Source organism: Pseudomonas sp. WSY_20 (genome assembly GCF_043104335.1).
Classification (GTDB): domain Bacteria; phylum Pseudomonadota; class Gammaproteobacteria; order Pseudomonadales; family Pseudomonadaceae; genus Aquipseudomonas; species Aquipseudomonas parafulva_B.
Window position 1 is genome coordinate 24,077 of sequence record NZ_JBICKP010000013.1, and the last position, 25,971, is coordinate 50,047.

The following is a 25,971-nucleotide window of genomic DNA, read 5'->3' on the forward strand; positions in this document are numbered from 1 at the left end:
AATGGTCGAGGGGCCCGACGGGCTTTGCCTGGGCGATCTGACCCTGCTGGACGACGGGCGCCAGCACGCCCCGGTGCAGGACTGGGGCATGGCCGCCGGTCAATACCCAAGCCTGGCCCCTGCCCATGTGCTGTTCGAGCAGCAGGCCCAGCGCGTTCCGCACCACACTGCGCTGATCACTGAAACCACCGAGCTGACCTACGCCCAGCTCAACGCGGCGGCCAACCGCCTGGCCCACCGCCTGATCGCCCAGGGCGTGGGCCCGGACGTGCTGGTCGGCATCGCCGTCGAGCGCGATGCGCCGATGGTCATCGCCTTGCTGGCCGTGCTCAAGGCAGGCGGCGGCTACGTGCCGCTCGATCCGAAATTCCCCCGCGAGCGCTTGCAGCAGATGGTCGAGGACAGCCGCATCGCGCTGCTGTTGACCCAGTCGCACTTGCGCCAAGCGCTGGCGCTGGACGCGCAGGTGCAGTGCCTGCTGCTGGATACGCCTGAGGACGGCAGCGGCGCCGACAGCGACCCGCTCAACCGCGTGCACGCCGACAACCTGGCCTACGTGATCTTCACCTCCGGCTCGACCGGCCGGCCGAAGGGCGTAGCCATCAGCCATGGTGCCTTGACCCGCCACGCTTTCGTGGCCCAGTGGTATTCCGATATCCACGCTTCCGACTGCGTGCTGCAATTCGCCACGTTCAACTTCGACGCCTTCGTCGAGCAGCTGTACGCCCCGCTGGTCTGCGGTGCCACCGTGATGCTGCGGGGCAACGAAATCTGGGACAGCGAGACGTTCTACCAGCGGGTGCTGGCCCACGGCATCAGCGTGGCCGACCTGCCGACCGCGTACTGGAACCTGCTGGCCACCCAGTTCGCCAGCGTAGGGCCACGCGACTACGGGCAGCTGCGCCAGATTCATGCGGGCGGCGAAGCCATGCCGCCTGAAGGCATGGCCGCCTGGCACAAGGCCGGGCTGGGCCATGTGCGTCTGCTCAACACCTACGGCCCGACCGAAACCACGGTCACCTCCACCACGCTCGACTGCACCCCGTACGTGCTGGGCGAACAACCCGTGCCTCACACCTTGCCGATCGGCACGGCTTTGCCAGGGCGGGACATCTACCTGCTGGACGACGCCGGGCAGCCGGTGCCGACCGGTGTCGTGGGTGAGCTGGTGATCGGTGGCCAGTTGCTGGCGCGCGGCTATTTCGGCCGCAGTGCGCTGACCGCCGAGCGCTTCCTGCCCGACCCGTTCGGCGGCAACGGCGGGCGCTTGTACCGCACGGGCGACCTGGCGCGCTACCGTGCCGATGGCGTGATCGAATACGTCGGCCGGGTGGACCATCAGGTGAAGATCCGTGGCTTCCGTATCGAGCTGGGCGAGATCGAGACTTGCCTGCTGGCGCAGGCCGGTGTCAGCGAGGCGCTGGTCATGGCGCAGCCTGGCCCCAATGGGCCGCAACTGGTGGGCTACGTGGTCACGCAGGTGGCTGCGGTCACGCTGCGCGATGCCCTGAAAGCGAGCCTGCCGGACTACATGGTGCCGGCGCACCTGGTGGTGCTCGACAGCCTGCCATTGAGCCCAAGCAGCAAGATCGACCGCAAGGCGCTGCCGCTACCCGAGGCCGCTAGCCGCCATGCCTTCGCCGCCCCGCAGACAGCGCTCGAACAGCAGTTGGCCACAGTCTGGCAAGACGTGCTGAAGCTTGAGCGGGTCGGGGTGGACGATAACTTCTTCGAGCTGGGCGGTGACTCGATCATCTCCATTCAGGTGGTCAGCCGAGCGCGGCAACTGGGGCTGCACCTGACCCCGAAAGCGTTGTTCCAGCACCAGACCCTCCGGGCCTTGGCCCAGGTCGTTGGCACGGCAGACACAGCTCTGCAGATCGACCAAGGTGCGGTCACCGGCAGCACGCCGTTGCTCCCTGTGCAGCACAGCTTCTTCAGTGAGGCCATTGCCCAGCGTCACCACTGGAACCAGTCGGTGTTGCTGGTGCCGAGCGCGCCGCTTCAAGGGGCTGCGCTGGAGCAGGCGTTGCAGGCGTTGGTGCACCACCACGATGCCCTGCGCCTGCGCTTCAGTGAAGGCGAGCAGGGTTGGCAGGCCTGCCACGGCGACAGTGCCCAGGCGCTGCTGTGGCAACGCGAGGTGACCGATGCCCAGGCACTCACCGCCCTGTGCGACGATGCCCAGCGTAGCCTGGACCTGGCCCAGGGCCCGCTGCTGCGCGCGGTGTTGGCCACCCTGGCCGATGGCAGTCAGCGCTTACTGCTGGCGATCCATCACCTGGTGGTCGATGGCGTGTCGTGGCGCATTCTGTTCGAGGACCTGCAACAGGCTTACCAGCAGTGCCTGACCGGGCAGCCGCTCAGCCTGCCGGCCAAGACCAGCGCCTACAAGGCCTGGGCTGAACGCCTGCAAGCCCACGCCCGAAGCGAAACCCTATGCCAGCAACTGGCCTACTGGCAGGCCCAACTGCAGGGCTTTGCCCAGACGTTGCCTGGCGAAGATGCCCAAGGCAGCCAGCAGGTGGGCGACGCCCACACCGTGCAGGTTGAACTGGATCCAGCGCTGACCCGACAACTGCTTCAGCAGGCCCCGGCCGCTTACCGCACCCAAGTCAATGACCTGCTGCTGACCGCCCTGGCGCGGGTGATCTGCCAATGGACGGGCGAGCAGGCGGCATTGATCGAGTTGGAAGGCCACGGCCGCGAGACGCTGTTCGACGACGTCGACCTCACCCGTACCGTGGGCTGGTTCACCAGCCTGTTCCCAGTGAAACTGCCGGTGGCGGGGCCAGTGGGGGACACCATCAAGCAGGTCAAGGAGCACCTGCGTGCCATCCCGGACAAGGGCCTTGGCTTTGGAGTGCTGCGTTATCTGGGCGATGCGGCCACCCGCCAGGCATTGGCCACCCTGGCGCAGCCACGCATCACCTTCAACTACCTGGGCCAGTTCGACGCCAGCGCCGCACGTGAGGACGACGCGCTGTTCGCCCCGGCTGCGCAGAGCGGTGGGCGCCAGGTCAGTGATCAGGCGCCGCTGGGCAATGCCTTGACCATCAACGGGCAGGTGTTCGAAGGCGCCCTGAAGCTGGACTTCACCTTCAGCCGCCAGCGGTTCGCCGCGGGCACCATCGAGGAACTGGCCCAGGCCTATGTGGGCGAGCTACGTGCGGTCATTGAACACTGCCTGGCCTTGGAGCACCCCTGCCTGACCCCGTCCGACTTCCCGCTCGCAGGGCTGAGCCAGGCGCAGCTGGACCGCTTGCCGGTGCCGGCCGGGGCTGTCGAAGACCTGTACCCGCTGTCGCCGATGCAACAGGGCATCCTGTTCCATACCCTCGAAGCCGCCCAACAGGGGCTGTACGTCAGCCAAACCAGTGTGCAGGTACAAGGGCTGGACAACGCGCGCTTCATTGCGGCCTGGCAGCACATGGTCGATCGCCATGAAATCCTGCGCACTGGGTTCTGGACCGAAAGCCACCTCAGCGAGCCGTTGCAATGGGTGGCCAAGCGCGCCGAACTGCGTGTGCGCGAGCTCGATTGGCGGGATCGCCCGGTCAGCGTCGCCGACCTGCAACGCCTGGCCGAACAGGACTACGCCCGCGGCTTCGACCTGCTGCACCCGCCCTTGATGGGCCTGACCCTGGTGCGCCTGGACGAGCAGCGCCAGCAACTGATCTGGAGCAGCCACCACATCCTCATGGACGGCTGGAGCCACTCACGCCTGCTTGGCGAGGTGTTCGCCGTGTACGGTGGGCAAGCACTGCCCGGCAAGCGCGGCAGCTACCGCGACTACATCGGCTGGCTGGCCGCCCAGCCCCAGGCGCAGATGGAGCTCTTCTGGAAAGACAAGCTGGCCGGGCTGGAAGGGCCCACCCTGCTGGCCACCGGGTTGCATCCAGCGCCCGTCGCCGAGGCCGACGGCTACGACGCCCTGTACCTGAACTGGGACGCCGCGCAAACCCGGCAACTGCGTGATCAGGCCCAGCGCCTGCGGGTCACGCCCAACACGCTGATCCAGGCGGCGTGGTTGCTGCTGCTGCAACGCTACACCGGGCAATCGCGCGTGTGCTTCGGCGCAACCGTTGCCGGCCGTCCGGCAAACCTGCCGGGTGCTGAAGACATGCTGGGCCTGTTCATCAACACGCTGCCGATCATCCAGGCACCTGCGCCCGAACAGCCGGTGGGCCAGTGGTTGCAGGCCCTGCAGGACTACAACGTGCAGGTGCGCGACTACGAGCATGTGTCTCTGGCCGATGTGCAGCGTTGGTCCGGGCAAAGCGGGCAGGCGCTGTTCGACAGCATCGTGGTGTTCGAGAACTATCCCCTGGACGAGCGCCTGCAAGACGCCGGTGAAGACGGCTTGCGCTTCGGCGCCAGCGAAGGCCGCGACGTGACCAACTATGCCATGGACCTCGCCGTGCACCTGGATGACACCTTGAGCATCGAGTTCCTTTATTGGCGCAGCCGCTTCAGCCCCGCCGCCTGCCAAGGCATCCGGCGCAGCTTCGAGCGCTTGCTTCAAGCGCTGCTGGGCGACCCACTGGCAGCCATCGGCAGCCTGCCCATGCTCGATGCCAACGCTGAGCGCCAGCAAGCCCAGGCCAACCGGCTGGTCGCCAACCCGACCCGCACGCCGCTGCTGCAGCGCATTGCCGGGCATGTGCAGGCCCGTGGTCAGCAGGTGGCGGTCAGCTGCGCCGGGCGGTCCCTGACGTATGCCGAACTTGAGGCGCGCGCCAACCGCCTGGCCGTGGCCCTGATCGAGGCCGGTGCTGCCCCGGAGGTGCGTGTCGGGGTGGCGCTGGAGCGCTCGGTGGACATGATCGTGGCCTTCTATGCGGTGCTCAAGACCGGCGCTGCCTATGTGCCTGTCGATATCGACTACCCACGCGAGCGGGTGCAGTGGATCATCGAGGACTCGGCCATGCGACTGCTCATCAGCCAGGCCAGCGTCAGTGACCGTTTGCCAAGCGCCGAAGGGGTCGACACCCTGCTGCTCGAATCGCTTGCGCCGGTGCAGGCGCAGGTCGCCTTGCCGGCGGTTGCGATCGACGAGGACAACCTGGCGTACCTGATCTACACCTCCGGTTCGCTGGGCAAGCCCAAAGGCGTTGCGGTCGCCCGCGGGCCGCTGGCCATGCACTGCCAGGCCATCATCGAGCGCTATGGGATGAGCGAGGCAACCCGCGAATTGCTGTTCATGTCGTTCGCCTTCGATGGCGCCCAGGAACGCTGGCTGTCCACCCTGGCGGCCGGTGGTCAGCTGGTGGTGCGCGACAACCGTCTGTGGACGCCCGAGGAAACCTGGCAGGTGCTGCATGAGCAGGCCATCACCATCGCCTGTTTCCCGCCTGCGTACCTGCAACAGTTGGCCGAATACGGCCAGGCCTTCGACAACCCGCCACCGGTGCAGATCTACTGCTTTGGCGGCGACGCCGTGGCCGATGCCAATTTCGAGTTGGTCAAGCGCACCCTGCGCCCAAGGCTGCTGACCAATGGCTACGGCCCTACCGAAACCGTGGTCACGCCGTTGTTGTGGGTGGTCGATACCGACCAGCGCTGCGAGGCGGCCTATGCGCCGATTGGCACACGGGTGGGCGAGCGTACCCTGCACATTCTCGATGCCGGCCTGAACCCATTGCCCGATGGCGTACCGGGTGAGTTGTACATTGGCGGGGAGGGGCTTGCGCGGGGCTACCATGCGCGGCCAGGCCTGACCGCCGAGCGTTTCGTCGCCGACCCCAGCGGCAGTGGCGCGCGCCTGTACCGCACCGGCGACCTGGTGCGCCGCCGCGCAGACGGAGTGATCGACTTCCTTGGCCGCCTGGATCATCAGGTGAAGATCCGGGGCTTTCGCATCGAGCTGGGCGAAATCGAGGCCCGCTTGCGCAGTCAACCCCAGGTGCGCGATGCGGTCGTCGTGGCCCGTGACACCGAAGGCGGCAAGCAACTGATCGGCTACGTGGCCACCAGCAGCCCGGCGCTGCAAGGCGAGGCGCTGCGCATGGCGTTGCAACAGGGCTTGCCCGACTACATGGTGCCCAGCCAGATCCTGGTGCTGGAACACCTGCCGCTGAGCCCCAACGGCAAGGTCGACCGCAAGGCGCTGCCAGACCCGTCCTTCAAGGGCCGCGAGTACGTGGCGCCGCGCAACGCCCTCGAAGCGGGCCTTGTCGCGATCTGGCAAGAGGTGCTGGAGCTGGAGCAGGTCGGGGTGACGGACAACTTCTTCGAGCTGGGCGGCGACTCCTTGCGCACCCTGAAGGTGTTGTCCAAGGTGCGCAATCAACCGGCGCTGGGCATTGAGCTGAAGCTGCGTGACATGATGAGCAAACCCACCATCGCCGAGTTGTCCGGTTATGTGGATGACGCCGTGGCAGTGCCGTCACCGCTGCTGCCGCTCAACGGTCCGGTCGCGCAATGCGAGCCCCTGTTCTGCCTGCACGCAGGGTTCGGCACCGTGTTCGACTACGAGCCCCTGGCGCGGCGACTGGACGGAGTGCGCCAGGTCATCGGCGTGCAGTGCCGCATGCTGCTGGACAAGCACTGGCAGGACAGCTCGCTGGAAGCCATGGCCCAGGACTACGCAGGGTTCATCCGCGAACAGCAACCACAAGGGCCGTACCACCTGCTGGGCTGGTCGCTGGGCGGGCCGCTGGCGCTGCTGGTCGCCCGTGTGCTGGAAGGGCAGGGCCACTGCGTGCACTTCGTTGGGCTGGTGGACAGCTTCGTGCCCGGTGACCACGGCCCAGAGGACGACCTGACCGAAGAGCTGCGCAACTTCCTGTCGATCATCCTGGACCAGCCGCCCGAAAGCCTGCCGACGTTCGACCTGTCTACGGATGGCTCCCACCTGGCCCTCGAAGCCCTGGTAGCGCAGGTGCAGGCCCACGTGCTGGGCAGCGGTGATTCACCGCGCTTTGCTGCCGAGGAACTGGTGCATGCCTTTACGGTGGCGCTGCGCCTCAAGGCACTGTCGCGACGCCTGGCGCCGCTGCCCGCCATCGAGTGCCCGGCCAGCTTCTGGTGGGCAGAGGAGGGGTACGGCGCGCCGGCCCACGCCTATCAACGGCGGTTCAGCCATGACGACGCAACGCTCATCCAGGCGTCGCACTTCGACATCCTCAAGCAGCCCCAGGTGTTGCGCGAGGTGTGCCAGTGCCTGGACGCGACCACCGAAACCCAGGGGCGCGCGTGACGCGCCCTGTCACTGACTTTCAAGTAAGGATTGAACATGGCATTGCACCCTGACCTGGCCGCGTTTCTGGAACTGGTCGAATTCGGCAGGCTGACCGGCAAAAGCCAGCCCATGCACGCGATGGAGGTGGCCCAGGCCCGCGCCGAATTCGCCGCCAGCTCGCAAGTGCTCGACCCCAGCCCGCCCGGTGACCTGAGTGTCAGCCAATTGAGCATCCCCACCCGCGACGGCGCCCAGCTGCCCGCACGGCTCTACCGCAACGGGCAGCCTGCAGCTGCACCGCAACCGGTGATCCTCTACCTGCACGGCGGCGGCTATGTGGTCGGCAGCCTCGACTCACACGATTCGGTGTGCCGGCGCCTGGCGAGCATGGGCGACTTCGCGGTGCTCGCCCCGGATTACCGACTGGCGCCGGAGCACCGTTTCCCCGTTCCTGTGAACGATGCGCTCGATGCCGCCAACTGGCTGGCCGAGCATGCCCTTGCGCTTGGGCTGGACAACCGCCGGGTGGTATTTGCCGGCGACAGCGTCGGCGCAAGCCTTGCGACCGTCCTGGCCATCACCGCGGTCAAGGCCCCTGAAACGTTGGCGATCAAGCCGCTGGCGCAGCTGCTGTTCTACCCGGTCACCGACTTGTCGTGCCTGCGCGACTCCCACCGCCAGCATGCCGAAGGCTATTTGCTGGAGACCGAGACGCTGGAGTGGTTCTACCAGCACTACGCACCGCTGCCCCAACAACGCCTGGACTGGCGCGCTTCACCGCTGCTAGCCCAAGTGGACACGCCTCTGGCGCCGGCTTATCTGTGGGTGGCGGAATATGACCCGTTGCATGACGAAGGCCTGGCCTATCGCGACCGGTTGCAGGCGAGCGGGACGCCGGTGACGTTTGTACGGGCACAGGGGCTTAGCCATGACTTTTTGCGGATGTCGGGGTTGGTGGGGCAGGTGGGGGGAATTTATCGGGATGTGGGGGGGTGGCTGAACGCGGTTGGGGGGTGAGGTGGGCGTTGTGTTATTTCGTCGATTTGGCCATCAACAGCAGACTGATCTGCCGTTACCACGGCGCTGGTACCTGACGATTTCTCAGCTGACGTTGCATTTGGATGACGTACACGTTTCGGGCGGCGCAGCCCATGTGCAACAGCGGCGGGCAGGCGATGAGCGTAATAGCCCTGGCGTGCCGTTAGCAGAATAGAGCGCACACACATCCAGCCCTATCTATTGCGACCAACTTGGACAGTAGGTGTGTGCTTTTTTCTGATCGTTTCCTAGGCTCTGTGAGAAAAGCCTTGATACTCGGTGATGCTGCGTGGAAAACAGCCTGGATCGCCAGCCCGGTCGGAATGCTCATTTACAACCCGTAAAGTCGAGCGCGACTCCGACCGTTCCTCGGCTGTTTTCGCCTTGCCTGACCTTCGTCTCAAGACTTTTCACACGGAGCCTAGGCAGGCGTTGCAGATGGCTACAGGATGGGTAGCGTTCGAGCACAGCCGCCTTGCGGCGCCTCGCAGGCAAGCCGGCCCAGTTGCCGAGCCGGCTTGACGTTCCAGGCAGGGGGTTTAGAAGCTATACCGGGTCGTGAACATCACGTTGCGCGGCTCACCGTAATAACCGGTGAAGAACGTGGGGTCCAAGGCGCTGAAGTACTTCTTGTCGAACACATTGTTCACGTTGACGGTGGCGCTCAGCTCCTTGGTGATGTCGTAGCGCGCCATCAGGTCGAACACGGCGTACTGCTGCTGGGTCGCCTTGCCCTGGCTGGTGGTCAGGCTCAAGCCGCTCTGCCAGTTCATGCCGCCACCCACGGTCAGCTGGTTGAGCTCGCCGGGCAGGCGGTAGGTGGTCCAGAGCTTGACCAGGTTGGCCGGCGCCTCGGTCATGATGCGCTCGTGGTCCGAGTCCTTGGTCAGGCTGTGGCTGTAGCTGGCGCTGACGTTCCAGTCGGGCATGACTTCGCCGTAGATTTCCATGTCGATGCCGCGGGTCTTGGCGCCGGACACCGCGCGGTATGCCGACTCACGAACGGTACCTTCGACAGTCTCGCCGGTGGCCACGCCCAGGTTGTCCTGCTTGATTTCATAAAGGGCGACGGCGGTGTTGACTCGCCCCTCCAGAAACTCACTCTTCAGGCCAATCTCGTAGTTGTCACCTTCGCGCGATTCCAGGGTCTTGCCTGCTTGATCGCGGATCGACTGCGGCTTGTAGATCTTGGTGTAGCTTGCGTAAAGCGAGTGGATGTCGGTGAGGTCGTACACCACTCCTGCATAGGGGGTGACGAAACCGCTTTCGCGGGTCGAGGCCCGGCTGTTCAGGCCCGGGTAGGACGGGTTAGCCACGGTTTTTTTCTTGTAGCTGTAGTCGCCTACCCGCGCGCCCAGGATCAGCGACAGGTCATCGGTGGGTTTGAAGCGCGCCACCATGTACGCGGCGTTCTGGCGCACGGTGGTGTCGTCGTTCATCAGCTTGCCCACTGAAAGGGGGCGCTCTGTGTCGTTGTCCCAGGTGTAGATATTGGCCGGGCGGCCTTCCAGGTCGTCGTCTGCCGGGTCGCTGTAGTCGTGGAATTCCGAACCGCTCAGGCCGATCACCAGCTCATGCTCGCGGCCCAATAGCTGGAAGGGGCCCTGCACCAGGGCGTCGATACCCAGTTGGCGCTGCGAGCCTGAGCCGTCGCCGCCGTACAGGTAGGCACCTTCGCCGGTTTGCTTATCGGGGAAGTCGCCGCTGAGCGAGGCCAGGGAATAGTCACGCGAGCTGTACATGTTGTTGACCGCCACCTTGAGCTTCCAGTCGTTGACCAGGCTTTGCTCAAGGTTGGCGAAGGTGGTGAGCGTGTTCTGCTTGCGATAGCTCCAGCGCGAACCTGCGTTGATCGAACGGGAAAAGTCGGTCTGCTCGCCATTGCTGTAGAACAGCGGGAAGCTGGCGAACGATACGCCACGCGGGTTGTTCTTCTGGTAGTCCACGCCCACGCTCAACAGGGTGCTGTCGGTGAGGTCGGCTTCGAGGATGCCGTAGTAGGTCTGTTTTTCCTGCTGGTAGTGGTCGATGTAGCTGTTGCCTTGCTTGTACGCCACGACTGTGCGACCGCGCAGGCGGGCATCGTCGGTCAGGGGGCCAGACACGTCCACCTCGGTGCGGTAAGTGTCCCAGGAACCCGCCCCGGCGGTGATCGAGCCCTGGAAGGTGGAGGTCGGGCGCTTGCGGACCAGGTTGATGCTGCCCGATGGGTCACCGGCACCTGTCATCAGGCCAGTGGCGCCGCGCACGATTTCGACGCGGTCGTAGATCGAAGTGTCGATCAGGCTCTGCGGGCTGGCACTGGTCTGCACGATCAGGGTGGTGGGGATGCCATCGAACTGGTAGCTGTCGATCGAATAGCCGCGCGAATAGATATTCACCCGCTCACTGTCGATGTTCTGCACCGACAGGCCCGGCGCCTGCTTGAGCACGTCGCTGAGGGTGGTCAGCTGTTGGTCCTGCAGGCGTTGACGGGTCATCACGCTGACCGACTGAGGCGTTTCGCGCAGGGACATGGGCAGCTTGGTGGACGCACTGCTGCTGTTGACGGTGTACGAACGGCTGGCTTCGCTCGAACCGTCCAGGTTGCTTTGCACGGTGGTGGCGTCCAGCTGCAGCGAGCTGGTGTCGTTGCCACGACGGTGAATGGTCACACTGTTGCCCTGGATGTCGTACGCAAGCCCCGTGCCTGCCAGCAAAGTGGCCAGGGCCTGCTGCGCGGTGAGGTGGCCTTTGACGGCTCGACCTTTGAGCCCTTGCACATCATCCGGGCTGAACAACACCTGCTGGTCGGCCTGCCGCCCGAACGCCTGCAACGAAGCGGAGAGCGGCATGGCGGCAATGTCCACATCCACTTCCTGGGCCATCACCTGGGCCGACAACGGCAGGCACAGCGCCATGCTCAGGCTTGAGCCGAGCAGCGTCGTCTGGAAGGCACGGTGAAGCCTTAAGGCCTGGGTGAGCGGGTTGAGCGTGCTAAGGGCTGGCATTACATCCTCTCTGATGGAGTTTGAAATGATAATGATTTGTATTAGTTGCTCAGTGAGACGCATCAGCGTAGGAAAACCGGAAAGAAAAGTTTCAGTCCGGTTACAACGGATCAGGCGGGGTGGAGTGCTGGCGCGATCTTGCCGCGGTGCAGGCGCACCAAGTGGTCGGCGATATCGAAGTAGCGATCGTCGTGGGAGATCACGATGATGGTCTTGCCTAGCCGCTTCAGGTCTGGCAGCAGCTCGGTGTAGAAGATCCGCCGGAACGTCGGGTCCTGGTCGGCGGCCCATTCATCGAACACCAGGACGGGCCGCTCCTCCAGCCAGGCGCTGACCAGCGCCAGGCGCTTGCGTTGGCCGGTAGACAGGTCGGTGGTGCTGAACACCCCGTCGCGGATGCTCACCTTGTGGTCGATCTCCAGCCGCCTGAGGTAACGCCCTGCGTCATCGGGCAGCGGTTGGTCGCCCTGGATCACGTCGTCGAACAGGTAGTAGTCGGCGAAGATGGTGGTGAACAGCTGGCGATAGTCATCGCGGGTCTGGGCCGTCACGGGCTGGCCGTTGAGCACGATGCTTCCGGCCTGCGGGGCGTACAGGCCCAGCAGCAGCTTGATCAGGGTGGTCTTGCCGCAGCCGTTTTCACCGACGATGAACACGATGTCGCCTTGCTCGACCTGTAAGTTTACCGGCCCGAATTGGAAGGGCTCGGCGCCCTCCACGGCAGGGAAGGTGTAGCGAACATCCCTGAGTTCGAGCGAGTTCATGGCCAGGGCTGGCTTGCGTGCGTCGTCCAGCAGCAGGTGTGGTTCGGGCGAGGAGAACTGCGTGGACAGCGCAGCAATGCGGCGAAAGGCGATCTGGGCCTTGCCGATGATCGGCAGGGTGCTGATCAGGTGCTCCAGCGGGCCCTTCATGTACAGCAGCACCAGCACGAAACCGCTGGTAACGCTCTTGTCCGCCGAGGGCCAGTACGATTGCAGGGCCAGCGCCACCGCGATGACCACGAAGAACAACATCGAGCCCAGGGTCTTGGCGATCACGAAGGTGTTGATCGAGCGGACCTGGGTGGCGCAAATCCGGTTGGCCGTGTCGCGGATGCCGTGGCTGAACATCCGTTGACGGCGTGGACGGTGAATACGCAATTCCTTGGCGCCTTCGGCGATGGCGCTGTAGTGCTTCTGCAAGTCGTCCTCGGCTTCTCGGGCGGCTTCAAAGCCACGCATGCCCCTGGCCTGGGCGATGAACTGCAACACGGTTCCCACGCCGATGGCCACCAGGATCACCAGGAACATCTGCCACGACAGGTGGGCCAGGTAGCCCAGGCACCCCAGCGTCACGGTGAGCGAGATGGCCAGCGGGGCGAAGACGTAGGCGAAGTCGCTGATGGTGTCCACATCATGGGTCAGTACCGGGATCAGCCGGTGGCTGCGGTAACGCTCGATCTGGTCGATGGGTGCGGCCAGCACCTTTTCACCCAGCTGACGACGCAAGGTCGCGATGACGTGCTGGCCTACGTAGTTGGTGCCCATGTCGGACAGAATCGAGCTGAGCAGCGCCAGCAGGCACAGGCCGGCGAAGCCCAGCACCACGCCCTGGGTCAGGCCGGCGTCGCTGTGCAAACTGCTGTTGATGGTGGCCAGCAGAGCGGTGACGCTCAGGCCACCGATCATGCCCAGGACGATGCAAACCGTGACCAGGGGCCAGAACGGCTTGAGCAGGGCGAACAGTTCCCTGACGGCGCCACGAGGTTGATGGGTCATGTGTTTCTCCTCAATCGCGTGGGGCTGTCAGAGGTCGCGGACGACTCGGAAACCAAGGAAGTCGCCGCGCACCTCGGGGGAGCGGTTGTTGCGGTTGCCCGAGCGCGAGAACACCGGGGCCTCACCCCAGTCGTTGCCGCGCATGACGCGCTTCTCGCAGTTGCCGGTCTTCCAGGCGCTGCCATCGGCAGGCGCACCCTCGTAGTCAGGGTTCAGGCAATCGGCCGTCCACTCGTAGACATTGCCATGCATGTCGTACACGCCAAAGGCGTTGGCCGGGTAGCTGCCCACGGGCGCGGTGTAGGAGTAGCCATCGGCGGGGCCGTAGGTGTTGGCGTGCTGGCTGATGCTGTAGGCCTTCTCGTCGTTGTTGTCGAAGGGGAACGGGAAGGGGCCGGTGGAGCCGGCCCGGGCGGCGTATTCGCGCTGCGCCTCACTGATCAGACGGTAGGTGTGCCCGGTCTTTTTCGTCAGCCATTGAGCGTACGCATCGGCGTCGAACCAGCTGATGCACACCGCCGGTTGGCGAGGGCCCTGCTTATAGGTGGGTTTGCTGGCCTTGCAGAAGCGGCCAGGACGGGTGTCGCCATCGGCGATTTTGACCCCGGTTTCCCGGATGTACGCATCCAGCTCGCCTGCGGTGACCGGGAAGCGGCCCACCGCGAACGGCTTGGCGAAGGTCACGGTGTGCTGCGGGCCTTCGTCGTATTCGCGGCCCACTTCATCCTCCGGGGTACCCATCAGGTAGCTGCCGGCGGGCAGTACCACCATTTCCGGGCAATGTGGGCAGTCCTTGAAAACGCTACCGGGTTTGATCGCTTCGCCTGCGTGGACAACAGGGCAGGCCAGCAGGCCGAGCACTAAGGCAGCGCCTAGCTTGTACAGTCTGCTGGACAATGGTTTGGGTGAAGCGCAAGGCAGGTTGGGCATGGTGATAAGTCCGTGATCGGTGGTCTGGATGAGGGGTTCAGCGGCGCAAGCGTGGCGTGAGTACGGCGATCAGCCGGTCGATTTCGGCTTCGGTGTTGAGCAGGCCCGGTGCAGTGCGCACCACCGGTCCCACGTCGCGCGATACCGCATCGACGACGATGCGCTGGCTGTTGAGGTAGGCGGCGACCTCGTCGGCATCCTGGTCGGCCACCCGAAAGAAGGTGAAGCCAGCCGATTGGCGGGTGCTGCGCGGCGTGACCAGCTGCACGCCCGGTAACGTTTCGAGCCGCTGCCTGAGGTAGTTGTTGAGGCCGTGGATGCGTGCCTGGATGGCGGCCTTGCCGTGCTGCAGGTGCAAGTCGAAGGCTGTGCCCAGCGCCCACCGATGCTCGAAGGCGTGATAGCCGCCTGGGGTGAAGGTGGTGGCGAAATCCTCGTCCTCGGAAAAGGTCGCGATAAGCGGGTTCAGGTTATCGAGTGCGGTGGTGGCAGCGCAGATGATCCCTGTGCCGCGTGGGCCGAACATCCACTTGTGCGTGCCGGCAATGAAGTAGTCGCAGTTCAGGTCGGCAAAGCGCATGTCCTCGACACCAAAGCCATGTACGCCGTCGATGACGTACAGGATGCGCTCATGCTCGGCGCGGTCGCGGTTGGCTTCGCGGACCAGTTCGCCGATGGCGCCGACCGGCAGCTTCACGCCGCTGCCCGAGTGCACCCAGGTCATGCCCAGCGCGCGGGTCTTGGGGTTGATGGCCGCCTTGATGGTGCTCAGCACCTGGTCGGTGGACAGGTTCCACGGCTCGTCGAACAGCCGCAGGCGGCGTACCGGGGTGCCGTCGCGGGCGGTGCGAAAGTCCAGGGTGTGGCGCGCTGCGGAGTGCTCGTGCACCGTCGTCAGGATCTCTTGCCCGGGTGCTATCTTCAGCCCACCGTAGATCAGGCCCAACCCCTCGGTGGTGCTGCCGGTCAGGGCAATTTGCCGCGGGGCGACTTCCAGGTAGCGGGCCGCCGCTTCGCGCACCTGCGCTTCGTGTTTCCATTCCGACTGGCTGTCCCAGTCCACCAGCCGTGCCGGGTGCCGGTCCAATTGCGCGCGCAAGGCCTCGATGGCCTCGCGCACCGGTCTTGGGTGCGACGTGATCAGGAAGTTGGCGAAGTGGGCGTAGGCCGGGTCGAGGTTGAACAGGCTGCGAAAGCCCGCCCAGGCGTCAGCGCCTGTGGCGGGTGTGGGCGCGGCCTGGGCGGCGGCTATCAAGTGCCCTGCCAGTGGCAGGCTGGCAGCGAGCAGGCTGGCCTGCTTCAGAAAGGCGCGACGGTCGTTCATCTAAGGGCTCGCATCATCATCGGGAGGGGGTGGCGCCAGGGGCCGCTGCCGCTTGTACCTGCTGCCAGACACGCAGGAAATTGCCGCCCCACAGCTTGCTGATGTCAGCTTCGGAGTAACCCCGTGTAATCAGTTCGGCCGTAACGTTGCGGGCCTCGCTGGCATCCTGCCAGCCGTCGATGCCGCCGCCTTCGTTGAAGTCCGAACTCAGGCCGACATGGTCGATGCCGACCTTGCGCACCGCATAGTCGATGGCGTCGCCGTAGTCCTTGAGCGTGGCTGGCGGTTCTTCGTCGAGGATGGCGTACAACGCATTGGCGTACTGGCCCACTTTCTGTTCAGGCCAGCCCGCGATGACAGGGTCGCCCGGCATGAGGGCGTAGTTCAGGTCGGCCAGGGGCGGCAGGGCATAGTCGCTGCGCAGCGCGTTGAGCCGCTGCTGGGTTTTGCTGCTCAAGGGCTTGAGGTAGGTGGAGAAGGCGACGATCTGGATGACGCCGCCGCTGTCCTTGATCAGTTGCATTTCCTTGTCCGACAGGTTGCGGCGGATGTCGACCATCGCCCGGGGCGCTGAATGCGACGCCACCACCGGTGCCCGGCTGAGCGCCACGACCTGGGCCAGTGCCTGGCTGGACATCTGCGACACGTCGATGACCACCCCCAGATCGTTCAGGCGCTGTACCGCCTGTTTGCCTATGGGTGACAGGCCTTCGAGTGCATCGACGGTGTCATTGAAGAAGGGCAGCGGGCGCGAGGAGTCGGCCCAGCTGTTGTTGCCCACATAGCTGAAGCCGAACAGGCGCATGCCGCGGGCGGCCCAACGGTCCAGCTGGTCCAGGTCGTCGCCCAGTGCGTAGGCATTGAGCATGCTGAGCAACACCGCAAACTTGCCTTCGCCGTGCAACCTGCGCATGTCCTGTGGGGTATAGGCAATGCCCACCCTTTCGGGAAAGTCGCGGACCATGCCCATGATGGCGTTGTAGCGCACCTCTTGCGTATGGCGGGCGGCCTCGACGAAGCCGGGGGTAGGGCGGTGTGGGCCATTGTCGCCGGTCCAGGATTCGGGCCAGGCGAAAAGGGTCAGGGCAGCGGCAGACAGGCGCCCGCGCGCTGCCTTGTTCAGGTCGAAGCGCCCCGCACCGTCCTGGTCGGCTTCGCTGCCTTCGGTGCCGAAGGTCAGCGGCAGCGTGATGTGGCTGTCGAACGAAAGCAGGCGCTCCTGCAGGTCATTGGCCTGGCGCATGACCTCCCTGGGGTAGCCTGCCGGCGTGTCGAGGTAGTCCCAGGCCGCCCACCCGGCACCGGCGGCCACGGCCGCGGCCAGGCTGATATACAGGGCTTTCTTCCAGCGTGGTGTCGTCATCTTGGTCTCAGTAGGTTCACCGTCGAGGGATGGGCTTGGATGCCGCCGCTACCTGGAGGGAACGAGCTGCGATGGCAGAAATTTAAGCCCCCGCGGCCTGGCTGAAGGCAGGTGCCAGCGCGCACTGCAGCGCTAAATTTCGCCCGCCGGGCCACGTCCTAGCCTTGGATGGGCCGTGCTCCATGGCCGAAGTGAAAGCACAGGTAGGGCAATGACGATTTCTCGACGCGGGTTCATCGCCGGTGTGGCATTGACGGGTATGGCAGTGCCAGGCGCGCGGTACCTGCAGCGGCGGCGAGCCAGTGAAGAGCAATACCCTGAGACCCCTGGCGAGGCGGTGGTGGAACTCGCCGATACGCCTGTCAGGCAACTGGGCGACACCTTGCGCGGTATCTGGCACTGGACACCTCAAGGCCGCGAGGCCGGGCTTGCCGGCGTGCCGCCAGGGGAGCTTGAGCTGTTCCTGGATGTGGCTTGGAGCGGGCGGGGTTTGCGCGGCTACCTCGACACACCTGAACGTTTGCGCAGCACCCTGGAGCCACGCTATCGGGTGGTGGCTGACTTGTTGCTCGATCAGCCAGGGACGCTACGCTGGCGGCTGTTGGCCACGGACGCCAACCCGCTTGGGGCACGCTACGAGTGCCAGGTTGTGCTTGACGAGGTCTGGGGGGCATACGGCAACGCAGGGCCTGCGACCTTGAGCGGGCACGTGGCGGTATTGGAGCGGCCCTTGGCGCTGCCTGTGCAGGACAACCGTTTCCTGGCGCTGAAAAAAACCTTTCCCGAAGCGCGGGAGCGCACGCCGTTGTCGGCGCCGTTGCTGGCCAAGTTGATCGCGCCGGAACACCGGCTGTTTCACCAGCTGTGGCATGCGTCGCGGGACAAGTGGCACAAGCTCAATGACGAAAAGCGCGGTGCGCTGCGAGGGCTGGGCTGGCAGCCAGGGCCAAGGGCGCGCGAGCGTGATGCCCGGGGCCGGCACAAGGACCGCAACGGCTCCGGCGAGGACTTTCTGTTCATGCACCGGCACATGCTGGATAACGCCAGGGCCATCGAGCCTTTACCGTCGTGGCCGCGCTTTCCCTTGCCCCAACCGGCGCTCGAGCGCGACCGCGCAGGGTTTGCGGCCTACTTCGACAACCATGACGGCAATGCTTTGCCGCCTACATGGTTGGCCGATGATGACGAGGAGTACGCCCAGTGGGTGCGCGACATCAAGAGCCCGGACACCTTCTACGGCAACTTCCAGGTCTGGGAGTCGCGCTATGGCGATCCTCATTACCTCAGTACGCTGACCTTGGGGCAGCTTGGCTCGGAGCTGGAGCTGGGCCTGCATGACTGGCTGCACATGCGCTGGGCCTCGGTGCCGCGCGATCCGGCCAACGGCATGCCGGTGCCGATGGCGCGCACGCCCGACGACTATGCCCAGCGCTGGTATGGCGCCGAGAACGATTTTCTCGGCGACCCTTTTTCATCCCATGTGAACCCGGTGTTCTGGCGCTTTCATGGCTGGATCGACGACCGCATCGAGGACTGGTTCCAGGCCCATGAACGGCTTCATCCTGGTGAGGTGCGGCGCCTGGAGGTCAACGGCGTGCCCTGGTTCGCGCCGGGGCGCTGGGTAGAGGTCGCCGACCCCTGGCTGGGGCCGGATACCCATGGGTGCTCTACAGTGCCCGGTTTGCGCCCAGGGCGGAGCGTGGAGATGGACCCGGAGACCATGAAGCTGGCCCTGCGTATCATCTATGCCGAAGACGAGCGCTTCGCCGCGTTACGGCCCAAGGTGCCGCAGCGGCCGTGGTATGCCCGGCATCTGAAGGTGATGCGGGCGTCGCGGTAAGGGCCTGGGGCAATTCATGCAGCGATGGGACGCAAGGCGGCCCCGACAATATGCGCTGCGACGCTGGGTTCTTGGGGCTGCTGCGCAGCCCAACGCGGTCGGTCTGGCGCCCTGGCGAGGCCGCTCCAGGACTATACCGAAGCAACTGCCTTGCATCGCATCTAAAGGTTAGCCCGTGTGGGAGTGGCCTTGCGCCGCGGCCTCGGCGATCCTGGCGTTTTTCGAGCTCCGCGTTGCGCCTAGGGTGCATCACCTCCCACCCACCACCCACCACCCACCACCCAGCGCCTTGTAAAGCGCCACGCTCGCTTGCAGGCGGGCCAGGCGTAGCGTTGCCTGCTGGTCCTGGGCCGTATACAGCGTGCGCTGGGTTTCCAGTACGGTCAGCACGGTCTCGGCGCCTGCCCCGTAGCGCTGTTCGGCCAGGTCAAAGGCCAGTTGGGCTTGTCGCACTTCTTCGTCCTGCCAGTGACGCTGGCGGTCGACACCGTCAAGGGCATTGAGCGCCTTCTCCACATCGCTCAGGCCAGCGAGGATGCTGCTGCGATACTGCTCCAGCAATTCGGCCTGCTCGGCCTCGGCCAGGTCGCGGGAGGCGCGCAGCTTGCCGTTGTCGAAAATCGGCGCAAGCAGGCCGGAGGTCAGGGTGTAATAGGGGCTTTCCAGTGTCTGGGCGAAGGTGCGGGCGCCGCTGCCAAGGGTGGCGCCAAGGGTTACCTTGGGCAGCATGGCCGCTCGGGCCACCTGCACGTTGGCATTGGCCGCTGCCAGGCGGGCCTCGGCGGCGGCAATATCGGGGCGACGGGTCAGCAGGTCGCTGGGCAGGCCGCTGTCGACCGTCGGCCAGGCCACGTTGGCGAACGGCTGACGGCTTGTTGGCAGTTGCTGCACCGGGTCGCCGAGCAATGTCGCGAGGGTGATTCGGGCGTCTTGCACGCGTTGCACCAAGAGGGGGATCTGACGCGCCTGGGCCGCGACCAGGCTGCGCTGCTGGGCAAGCTCCAGGCGTGTTGCCGAGCCTGCGCGCTGACGCGCCTGGACCAGGCGCAAGATGCCCCGTGCATTGTCCAGGTTCAGTTGGGCGATGCGCAGTTGCTCGGCCAGGGCCAGGCCCTGCAGATACGTGTTGGCAATGTCGCTGAGCAGGCTCAGCTGCACCGTCTGCCGGTCGAAGCGGCTGGCTTGCAGTGCGTGCAGGGCGTTGTCGCGGCTAGCCCGCAGGCCGCCCCAGAAATCGATTTCATAGCTGGCACTGAGCTGGGTATCGAACGCGGTGCTGGTGCGCTGGCTGCTGGTGGCATCGAGGTCGTTATAACCCTCGCCCTTGAGCAGCCGCTGGCGGCTGGCATCCACGCCCAGTTCGACCGCTGGCAGCAAGGGTGCATTGGCGATGGCAGCGCGGGCTCTGGCCTGGCGGATGCGCGCGGTGGCGGCCGCCAGGTCGTGGCTGTTATGCAGGGCGCGTTGCACCAGGTTGTCCAGTTCGGGGCTGTTGAAGGACTGCCACCACTGACGCGCCGGTCTATCGCCCTCACTGAAAGCGCGTGTCGGGCCCTGCCAGGCCCCTGGCAGCTGGACCTCTGCCTGGGGCAGAGTGGGCGGGCTGCACCCGGCGAGCGCCAGGTAGAGGGTCAACAGGCTGATGCGGCTTGGCAAGGGCATGGCTTATTCGCTGGTAAGGGCTTTGACCGGGTCGAGTCGGGCGGCCTTGCGTGCGGGCATGAAGCCGAACACGATGCCGGTGATCACAGCGCAGGTAAAAGCGCCAAGCATGGCAGGCAGCGCGAAGGCCACCGCGATATCGGCCAGCATCAAGCCGGCGCCGACGACCAGGGCCAGGACGATGCCGCTGAGCCCGCCCACCATCGACAGCATGACCGCCTCGCTGAGGAACTGGCGCATGATGTCGCGCTGGCGCGCTCCGGTGGCCATGCGGATACCAATTTCGCGGGTACGCTCGCGCACGGTCATCAGCATGATGTTCATCACCCCAATGCCGCCCACCAGCAGCGAGATGGCCGCGATGGCGCCGAGCATCAACGACAGGCTGCTCTGGGTGCGTGCCTCGGCCTGGATCAAGGCCGCATCGTTGGTCAGTTCGAAGTCGTGGCGGCCCTGGTGGCGCTGGCGCAACAGGTGATCGATGGCCGCCTCGGTCCCGTTGACCTGCGCCGAATCGCGCGCCGCGATGGTGATGTAGTCGGGGTCGCGATGACCGAACAGGCGGATGGCGGCGGCCGAGTACGGCACCACGATACGTCCGTCGCTGTCCTGGTCGCCGGAGCTGGCGCCTTTTCCCGCCAGTATGCCGATCACCTGGAAGGGCACGTTGCCGATCAGCAGGTATTGGCCGATCGGGTTGGCATGATCGCCCAGCATCTTCTCCCGCACTTTCTGGCCGATCACGGCGACTGCCGCCGCGCCGGCTTCGTCGGCCTGGCTGAAGAATGAGCCCTCGACCACGGGCCAGTTGAAAATGTCCTCGAACCAGGTGTTGTTGCCGCCCACGTAGAACATCTGGCTGGTGTTGTTCTGGCGCACCATGAGCTTTTCCCCGATAACGGGCATGACGTGCTTGACCTGCGGCAACTGGCCGATGGCGGCGACATCGTCCAGGGTGACGGTACCTGCCGGCTCGCCGAGTGTCGCCGGCTTGCCGTTGAGATAAAGGATGTTGGAGCCGAACGCGGCCATCTGCGCCATCACCTGGCGCTTGCTGCCTTCGCCCACGGCCAGCATGACCACCACCGAGGCTACTCCGATGACGATGCCCAGCAAGGTGAGCGCGGTGCGAAAACGATTGATCCACATGATGCGCCAAGCTGCCTGGAGTGCTTCGACCAGCTCGCCTTTCCAGGCGCCGCGCAGCTGCGCCCCCTGGCCCAGGCGCTGACGCAGATCATCGGCCTGCAGGCCGGGGTGGCGGACTGCGCCGTCGCGCTGGTCGGCCGAGTCGCTGATCATGAGGCCGTCGCGAATTTCGATGACCCGGTGCGCGCGGGCCGCTACATCGCGGTCGTGGGTGATCAGGATGATCACATGGCCTTGGCTGGCCAGCTCGTCCAGCAAGGCCATGACTTCCTTGCCGCTGTGGCTGTCCAGGGCACCGGTGGGCTCGTCGGCGAGGATGATGTGGCCACCGTTCATCAAGGCGCGGGCAATCGACACCCGCTGCTGCTGACCACCCGAGAGTTGATGCGGGCGGTTGGCAGTGCGGCTTGCCAAGCCTAGCCGGTCCAACAGGGCCGCGGCGCGCACCTGGCGCTCCTGGGCCGGGATGCCTGCGTAAATGGCGGGCATTTCGACGTTTTCCAGCGCAGAGCCGGAAGGGATCAGGTGGTAACCCTGAAAGACGAATCCGAAGGCCTCGCGGCGCAGCCACGCCAGTTCATCGTTGCCCAGCTCGGCCACGTCCATCCCCGCGAAGTGATAGCTGCCGCGGGTGGGACGGTCCAGGCAACCGAGGATGTTCATCAGGGTCGACTTTCCGGAGCCCGAAGCGCCAACGATGGCAACGAATTCACCGGGATGAATACGCACGCTGATACCCCGCAGCACGTCCACCCTGGGGGTGCCGAAGCCGCCGTAAGCCTTGCAGATGTCGCGCAGTTCGATCAGGGGCGTGGTCATCTAGCCTCCACTGCTTGGCCGATCAGTAACCGCTCACCTTCGCCCAGGCCCTCGAGCACCTGCACACGCAGGCGATCGCTAAGCCCTGTTCGTACCTGACGCGGTTGCACCTGGCCATCGGGGGCGAGCACCTGGGCGATGTGCATGCCATCGCGTTCGTCCAGCGCGGCCAGGGGTACGGTCAGTACACCGCTGGCCTGCCCGGCGACGAAGAACACTTGCGTGGTCATTTCGGCCATCAGCGCACCGTCAGGGTTCTCCACATCCAGCAAGACGGTGTACTGCACCACCTGAGTACCGGTGGCGCCATTGGTCGCGCTCGCCGGGCTACCGCCACCGCTGCTGGTTTGCTCCAGCGGCTTGGGTGGAATCGGCAGGATCTGCCTGACGCGGCTGCTCCAGCGGCGCTTGCCGCCTGCCAGTGTCGTGAAGTAGGCCGTCATGCCAGGCTTGACCTTACCGATGTCGGCCTCCGATACCTGCGCCCACACCGTCATGGGCGAGAGCTTGGCGATGCGCAGGATCAACGGGGTTTGCTGCTGGGCATTGAGGGTCTGGCCTTCACGGGCATCCACCGCCACCACGGTGCCATCCATCGGGGCGTAGATGCGGGTGTAGCCCAATTCGGCTTCGTCACTGCGCAGGCTCGCCTGGGCCTGACGGATCTGCGCCTGATACATGTCGATACGCGCCTGGGTGACGCTGAGCTGCGCATTGGCCGCCTGCACATCCTCTTCGCGGGTGGCGCCGGCATCGGCCAGGCTGCGCTGGCGGGCGAGCTGCTGCTTGGCCAGTTTGAACTGGGCGCGCTGCTCGGCGAGCTGCGCCTTGAGATTGTCGATGGAAAAGCGCCCGGCATCCACGCGCGCCTGCTGTGTTGACGGGTCAATCTCCACCAGCAGTTGTCCCTTGCGCACGGTATCGCCGGCTTCGACGTGAAGCGTGCGAATCTGCCCGGAGGCTTGTGCGCCAACATCCACATAGCGCCTGGGTTGCAGCGTGCCCAGCGCGGTGACGCTGCTTTCAATGTCTGCACGCGTCACGGTGACGGTATTGGCCGGTACCGCGCCCAGGGGCAGGGTGCTCCAGGCCAGAAGACTGCCCAGACTCAGCAGGGCGAAGCCGCCCAGAAGCAGGCGGTGGCGAGTAGCGGGTGCACGTCTCATGGGGACTTCCAGCCGAAGTGGGCCTGAGCGCAAGCAATGCCTGTGCGCAGGCAGGTCCCCGTTAAACGAAGGTCATGGTGTTGAATTTAGCCTTGGCAGGCGACCGACGTCGGTTGCTGCGGTTAATGATAATTTGTAAGATTCCAATTTGATATCACCTGCGACCATCTGGGCTGCGCGGGGCCTTCATCGGGCGATTCAGGGTGCCGCCGTGGAACACTATTATCGCGAGTTGGTCAATTTCCTGAGCGCACGCCTTGGCAGCCGCCAGGCTGCCGAAGATGTGGCCCATGACGCCTACGTTCGGGTACTGGAGCGTGTCGATGCGCAAGTGATCGAACACCCCCGCGCGTTTCTTTATCGCACCGCGCTCAATCTGGTGGTGGATCGACATCGGCGCCACTTGATTCGCCAGACCGAACCGCTGGAAGTGCTCGACGAGGGCGTTCAGTGGCAGCACACGGTCTGGTCCCAGGACATGCACCACGCCCAGCGGCTGGACCTGCTCAAGCGCGCCTTGGACGAATTGCCCAAGCCATGCCGTGACAGCTTTCTGCTGCGCAAGCTCGAAGGCTTGTCCCACCCGCAGATCGCCGAGCGGCTGGGCCTGTCGCGTAGCCTGGTGGAGAAGCACATCGTCAATGCCATGAAACACTGCCGGCAACGCATGCGCCAGTGGGAGTCCTGACGGCACGCCGCGCAAACTGCACATTCTGTTGGGCCGCCGCTTGCTTTCCGAGGGTTTCCCGGCTTGTATCTAGGGGTATCAATGCCGGACCTGGCATGGGCTTGACGGGCTCGGCCAGGTCTTGGGCGCTCCTACCACTGTGCAGGTCCGACCATGGCCAACAAGTCCTTGCGTATCCTGATTGCCGATGCCCACCCGCACCAACGCCTGCAACTGGAGCGTATGCTCAATGGTCTGGGGTATTACCGTATTGCCCCTGTCGACAGTTTCGAGGAGCTGCAGCGCCTGGTACTCGGTGCCTTGCAGCCCTTCCACCTGCTGCTGGGCAACATCGAATTGACCAGCCACGCAGGCGTAGACCTGGCACGGTTTTGCCGGGTCAGCACGCAGATCCAGCATGCCCTGCTTTACCATTGCGCCCAGCTGAAGGTGCCTGCGGTGCCCCAGGCCGAGCGCCAGGCGGTCAGCCTGAGCCTGCCCCACGTACCTGACGATGATGCCCTGGCGTCGTTCATGTCCATCATCGACGCCCCCGTGGTGGTGGGCACCTTACCTATGCCGGACGGGCTACGCAGGGCGGGCCCCAGAGCGCCCGGCAACTTGGCCCAGACGGTCTTTCATCGCTGAGCCGGGCAGGGTAGGGGGCAATCGGGTCGCTATTTGCTATCCTCCGGCCTTTGACCATTGCTGCGAAACCTGCCATGACTGCCACCGATACCGCTCGTCCACCCCGGTTCACCCGCCGTGACCACAGGACGCTGGGCCTGGCTGCGCTGGGCGGCGCGCTGGAAATCTACGATTTCATCATCTTCGTCTTTTTTGCCCTGACCCTCAGCCAGCTTTTCTTCCCGCCCGAAATGCCTCAATGGCTACGGCTGCTGCAAAGTTTCGGCATCTTCGTCACCGGTTACCTGGCCCGGCCATTGGGTGGCATCCTGATGGCGCATTTCGCGGATCACCTGGGCCGCAAGCGCGTTTTCAGCCTCAGCATTCTGTTGATGGCGCTGCCTTGCCTGCTCATCGGCGTCATGCCGACGTATGCCGACATCGGCTACGCGGCGCCGTTGTTGTTGCTGGCTCTGCGCATTCTGCAAGGGGCTGCAGTAGGCGGTGAAGTGCCCAGTGCCTGGACCTTCGTTGCCGAACATGCACCGCCCGGGCGACGCGGCTATGCCTTGGGTTTTCTGCAGGCCGGGCTCACGTTCGGCTATCTGCTGGGCGCCCTGACGGCAACCTTGCTGGCCCACGTGTTCTCGCCCGAGGAAATACTCAGCTACGCCTGGCGTTATCCGTTCCTGCTGGGGGGCGTGTTCGGGGTCATCGGCGTGTGGTTGCGCCGCTGGCTGAGTGAAACGCCGGTTTTTGTGGCCTTGCGCAGCCAGCAGGCCCCGGTGAAGTTTCCCTTGCGACAGGTGCTTGGCGAACATAAACGTGCCTTGGCGCCAGCGGCGTTGCTGACCTGCGTGCTGACCTCGGCAGTGGTGGTGCTGGTGGTGATCACCCCGACGGTCATGCAGCAGCGCTTTGGCATGAGTGCCGGGGATACCTTTGCCCTGAGCAGCGTGGGCATCGTGTTTCTGAATCTGGGCTGTGTGCTTGCCGGGTTGTTGGTAGACCGCGTGGGCGCGTGGCGGGCGCTGCTGCTGTACAGCGTGCTGCTACCCCTGGGGATCGGCGTGCTCTATGCCAGCCTGATCGGGCACTGGGGCATGACATGGGTGGCCTATGCCCTGGCGGGCTTGTCGTGCGGCGTGGTGGGCGTGGTGCCCTCGGTCATGGTCGGGCTGTTCCCCGCGCAGATTCGCGTATCGGGTATTTCGTTCACCTACAACGTGGCCTATGCGCTGTGGGCCAGTATCACGCCCTTGGCGCTTATCGCACTGATGCCATGGAGCCCTTGGGTATGTGTGGGTTTCTGTCTGGTGATGGGCGGGGTAGGGGTAATGACGGCGGTGTACTTCGGGCGCCGAGAGCCCCTGGCGGCGGGTGAACCTGGGCTTGAGCTCTCGCGCACGGCCTGACACGTGCGACCCTGCCGTTTCCGAGCACGCCCTGGCCG

The 25,971-nt window shown here is 65.1% G+C and carries 14 protein-coding genes (1 of these 14 running past the window's edge); 6 read left to right on the forward strand and 8 right to left on the reverse strand.

Annotation, left to right across the window (positions count from 1 at the left end):
* Nucleotides 1–7,201 carry the end of a non-ribosomal peptide synthase/polyketide synthase gene (locus tag ACF8E5_RS02075; protein ID WP_392474846.1) on the forward strand. 10,487 nt of this gene lie to the left of the window's left edge, so only the last 7,201 of its 17,688 coding nucleotides appear in the window; its start codon lies beyond the left edge, outside the window; it ends in the stop codon at nt 7,199–7,201.
* Nucleotides 7,202–7,237: 36 nt separating this feature from the next.
* On the forward strand, nt 7,238–8,200 hold the full coding sequence (locus ACF8E5_RS02080; RefSeq protein ID WP_078478834.1) for an alpha/beta hydrolase: 963 nt from the start codon (nt 7,238–7,240) through the stop codon (nt 8,198–8,200).
* A gap of 560 nt (nt 8,201–8,760) precedes the next feature.
* Here the strand turns inward: ACF8E5_RS02080 and ACF8E5_RS02085 are convergent.
* The 5 genes from ACF8E5_RS02085 to ACF8E5_RS02105 form a co-directional block, all read right to left on the reverse strand.
* Nucleotides 8,761–11,211 carry a TonB-dependent receptor gene (locus ACF8E5_RS02085; RefSeq protein WP_081321339.1) on the reverse strand — a complete coding sequence of 817 codons (2,451 nt, stop codon included), beginning with the start codon at nt 11,209–11,211 and terminating at the stop codon, nt 8,761–8,763.
* A 110-nt stretch (nt 11,212–11,321) separates the two neighbouring features.
* The gene (locus tag ACF8E5_RS02090; RefSeq protein WP_058639758.1) at nt 11,322–12,971 is read right to left on the reverse strand and encodes a cyclic peptide export ABC transporter; all 1,650 of its coding nucleotides are present in this window, start codon (nt 12,969–12,971) and stop codon (nt 11,322–11,324) included.
* Nucleotides 12,972–12,998: 27 nt separating this feature from the next.
* Nucleotides 12,999–13,901, reverse strand: a complete 903-nt coding sequence (locus tag ACF8E5_RS02095; RefSeq protein ID WP_078478832.1) for a formylglycine-generating enzyme family protein — start codon at nt 13,899–13,901, stop codon at nt 12,999–13,001.
* A gap of 37 nt (nt 13,902–13,938) precedes the next feature.
* Nucleotides 13,939–15,225 (reverse strand): aminotransferase class V-fold PLP-dependent enzyme, encoded by a 1,287-nt coding sequence (locus tag ACF8E5_RS02100; RefSeq protein WP_392474847.1) that lies wholly within the window; start codon nt 15,223–15,225, stop codon nt 13,939–13,941.
* A gap of 16 nt (nt 15,226–15,241) precedes the next feature.
* On the reverse strand, nt 15,242–16,588 hold the full coding sequence (locus ACF8E5_RS02105) for a dipeptidase (protein ID WP_058602646.1): 1,347 nt from the start codon (nt 16,586–16,588) through the stop codon (nt 15,242–15,244).
* Nucleotides 16,589–16,799: 211 nt separating this feature from the next.
* Here ACF8E5_RS02105 and ACF8E5_RS02110 point away from each other — a divergent pair, with 211 nt between their 5' ends.
* Complete coding sequence (locus ACF8E5_RS02110) at nt 16,800–18,428, forward strand: PvdJ/PvdD/PvdP-like protein (protein ID WP_392474848.1); 1,629 nt, start codon at nt 16,800–16,802, stop codon at nt 18,426–18,428.
* A gap of 249 nt (nt 18,429–18,677) precedes the next feature.
* On the opposite strand, the gene ACF8E5_RS02115 is transcribed toward ACF8E5_RS02110, so the two are convergent.
* From ACF8E5_RS02115 to ACF8E5_RS02125, 3 genes are read right to left on the reverse strand one after another with little or no spacing between them, the layout of a single operon-like run.
* Nucleotides 18,678–20,090 carry an efflux transporter outer membrane subunit gene (locus ACF8E5_RS02115; protein WP_392474849.1) on the reverse strand — a complete coding sequence of 471 codons (1,413 nt, stop codon included), beginning with the start codon at nt 20,088–20,090 and terminating at the stop codon, nt 18,678–18,680.
* Between the two features lie 3 nt (nt 20,091–20,093).
* A complete protein-coding gene (locus ACF8E5_RS02120; protein ID WP_197844778.1) occupies nt 20,094–22,058 on the reverse strand; it encodes a MacB family efflux pump subunit in 1,965 nt (654 codons plus the stop codon).
* Entirely contained in the window at nt 22,055–23,224 is a 1,170-nt protein-coding gene (locus ACF8E5_RS02125; protein ID WP_392474850.1) for an efflux RND transporter periplasmic adaptor subunit, read from the reverse strand. The genes ACF8E5_RS02120 and ACF8E5_RS02125 overlap by 4 nt, the downstream gene beginning before the upstream one ends.
* A gap of 211 nt (nt 23,225–23,435) precedes the next feature.
* Here ACF8E5_RS02125 and ACF8E5_RS02130 point away from each other — a divergent pair, with 211 nt between their 5' ends.
* From ACF8E5_RS02130 to ACF8E5_RS02140, 3 genes are all read left to right on the forward strand, one after another.
* A complete protein-coding gene (locus ACF8E5_RS02130) occupies nt 23,436–23,912 on the forward strand; it encodes a sigma-70 family RNA polymerase sigma factor (protein WP_058602651.1) in 477 nt (158 codons plus the stop codon).
* Between the two features lie 153 nt (nt 23,913–24,065).
* Complete coding sequence (locus ACF8E5_RS02135; protein ID WP_392474851.1) at nt 24,066–24,539, forward strand: histidine kinase; 474 nt, start codon at nt 24,066–24,068, stop codon at nt 24,537–24,539.
* Nucleotides 24,540–24,613: 74 nt separating this feature from the next.
* On the forward strand, nt 24,614–25,933 hold the full coding sequence (locus ACF8E5_RS02140) for an MFS transporter (protein ID WP_392474852.1): 1,320 nt from the start codon (nt 24,614–24,616) through the stop codon (nt 25,931–25,933).
* Nucleotides 25,934–25,971 lie beyond the last annotated feature (38 nt).

Bases quoted from the DNA above. Each gene is read 5' to 3' on its own strand.
- ACF8E5_RS02095 (WP_078478832.1), bottom strand. From the start codon at position 13,901: ATGCCCAACCTGCCTTGCGCTTCACCCAAACCATTGTCCAGCAGACTG.
- ACF8E5_RS02100 (WP_392474847.1), bottom strand. From the start codon at position 15,225: ATGAACGACCGTCGCGCCTTTCTGAAGCAGGCCAGCCTGCTCGCTGCC.
- ACF8E5_RS02080 (WP_078478834.1), top strand. From the start codon at position 7,238: ATGGCATTGCACCCTGACCTGGCCGCGTTTCTGGAACTGGTCGAATTC.
- ACF8E5_RS02110 (WP_392474848.1), top strand. From the start codon at position 16,800: ATGACGATTTCTCGACGCGGGTTCATCGCCGGTGTGGCATTGACGGGT.
- ACF8E5_RS02105 (WP_058602646.1), bottom strand. From the start codon at position 16,588: ATGACGACACCACGCTGGAAGAAAGCCCTGTATATCAGCCTGGCCGCG.
- ACF8E5_RS02085 (WP_081321339.1), bottom strand. From the start codon at position 11,211: ATGCCAGCCCTTAGCACGCTCAACCCGCTCACCCAGGCCTTAAGGCTT.
- ACF8E5_RS02140 (WP_392474852.1), top strand. From the start codon at position 24,614: ATGACTGCCACCGATACCGCTCGTCCACCCCGGTTCACCCGCCGTGAC.
- ACF8E5_RS02115 (WP_392474849.1), bottom strand. From the start codon at position 20,090: ATGCCCTTGCCAAGCCGCATCAGCCTGTTGACCCTCTACCTGGCGCTC.
- ACF8E5_RS02125 (WP_392474850.1), bottom strand. From the start codon at position 23,224: ATGAGACGTGCACCCGCTACTCGCCACCGCCTGCTTCTGGGCGGCTTC.
- ACF8E5_RS02090 (WP_058639758.1), bottom strand. From the start codon at position 12,971: ATGACCCATCAACCTCGTGGCGCCGTCAGGGAACTGTTCGCCCTGCTC.
- ACF8E5_RS02120 (WP_197844778.1), bottom strand. From the start codon at position 22,058: ATGACCACGCCCCTGATCGAACTGCGCGACATCTGCAAGGCTTACGGC.
- ACF8E5_RS02135 (WP_392474851.1), top strand. From the start codon at position 24,066: ATGGCCAACAAGTCCTTGCGTATCCTGATTGCCGATGCCCACCCGCAC.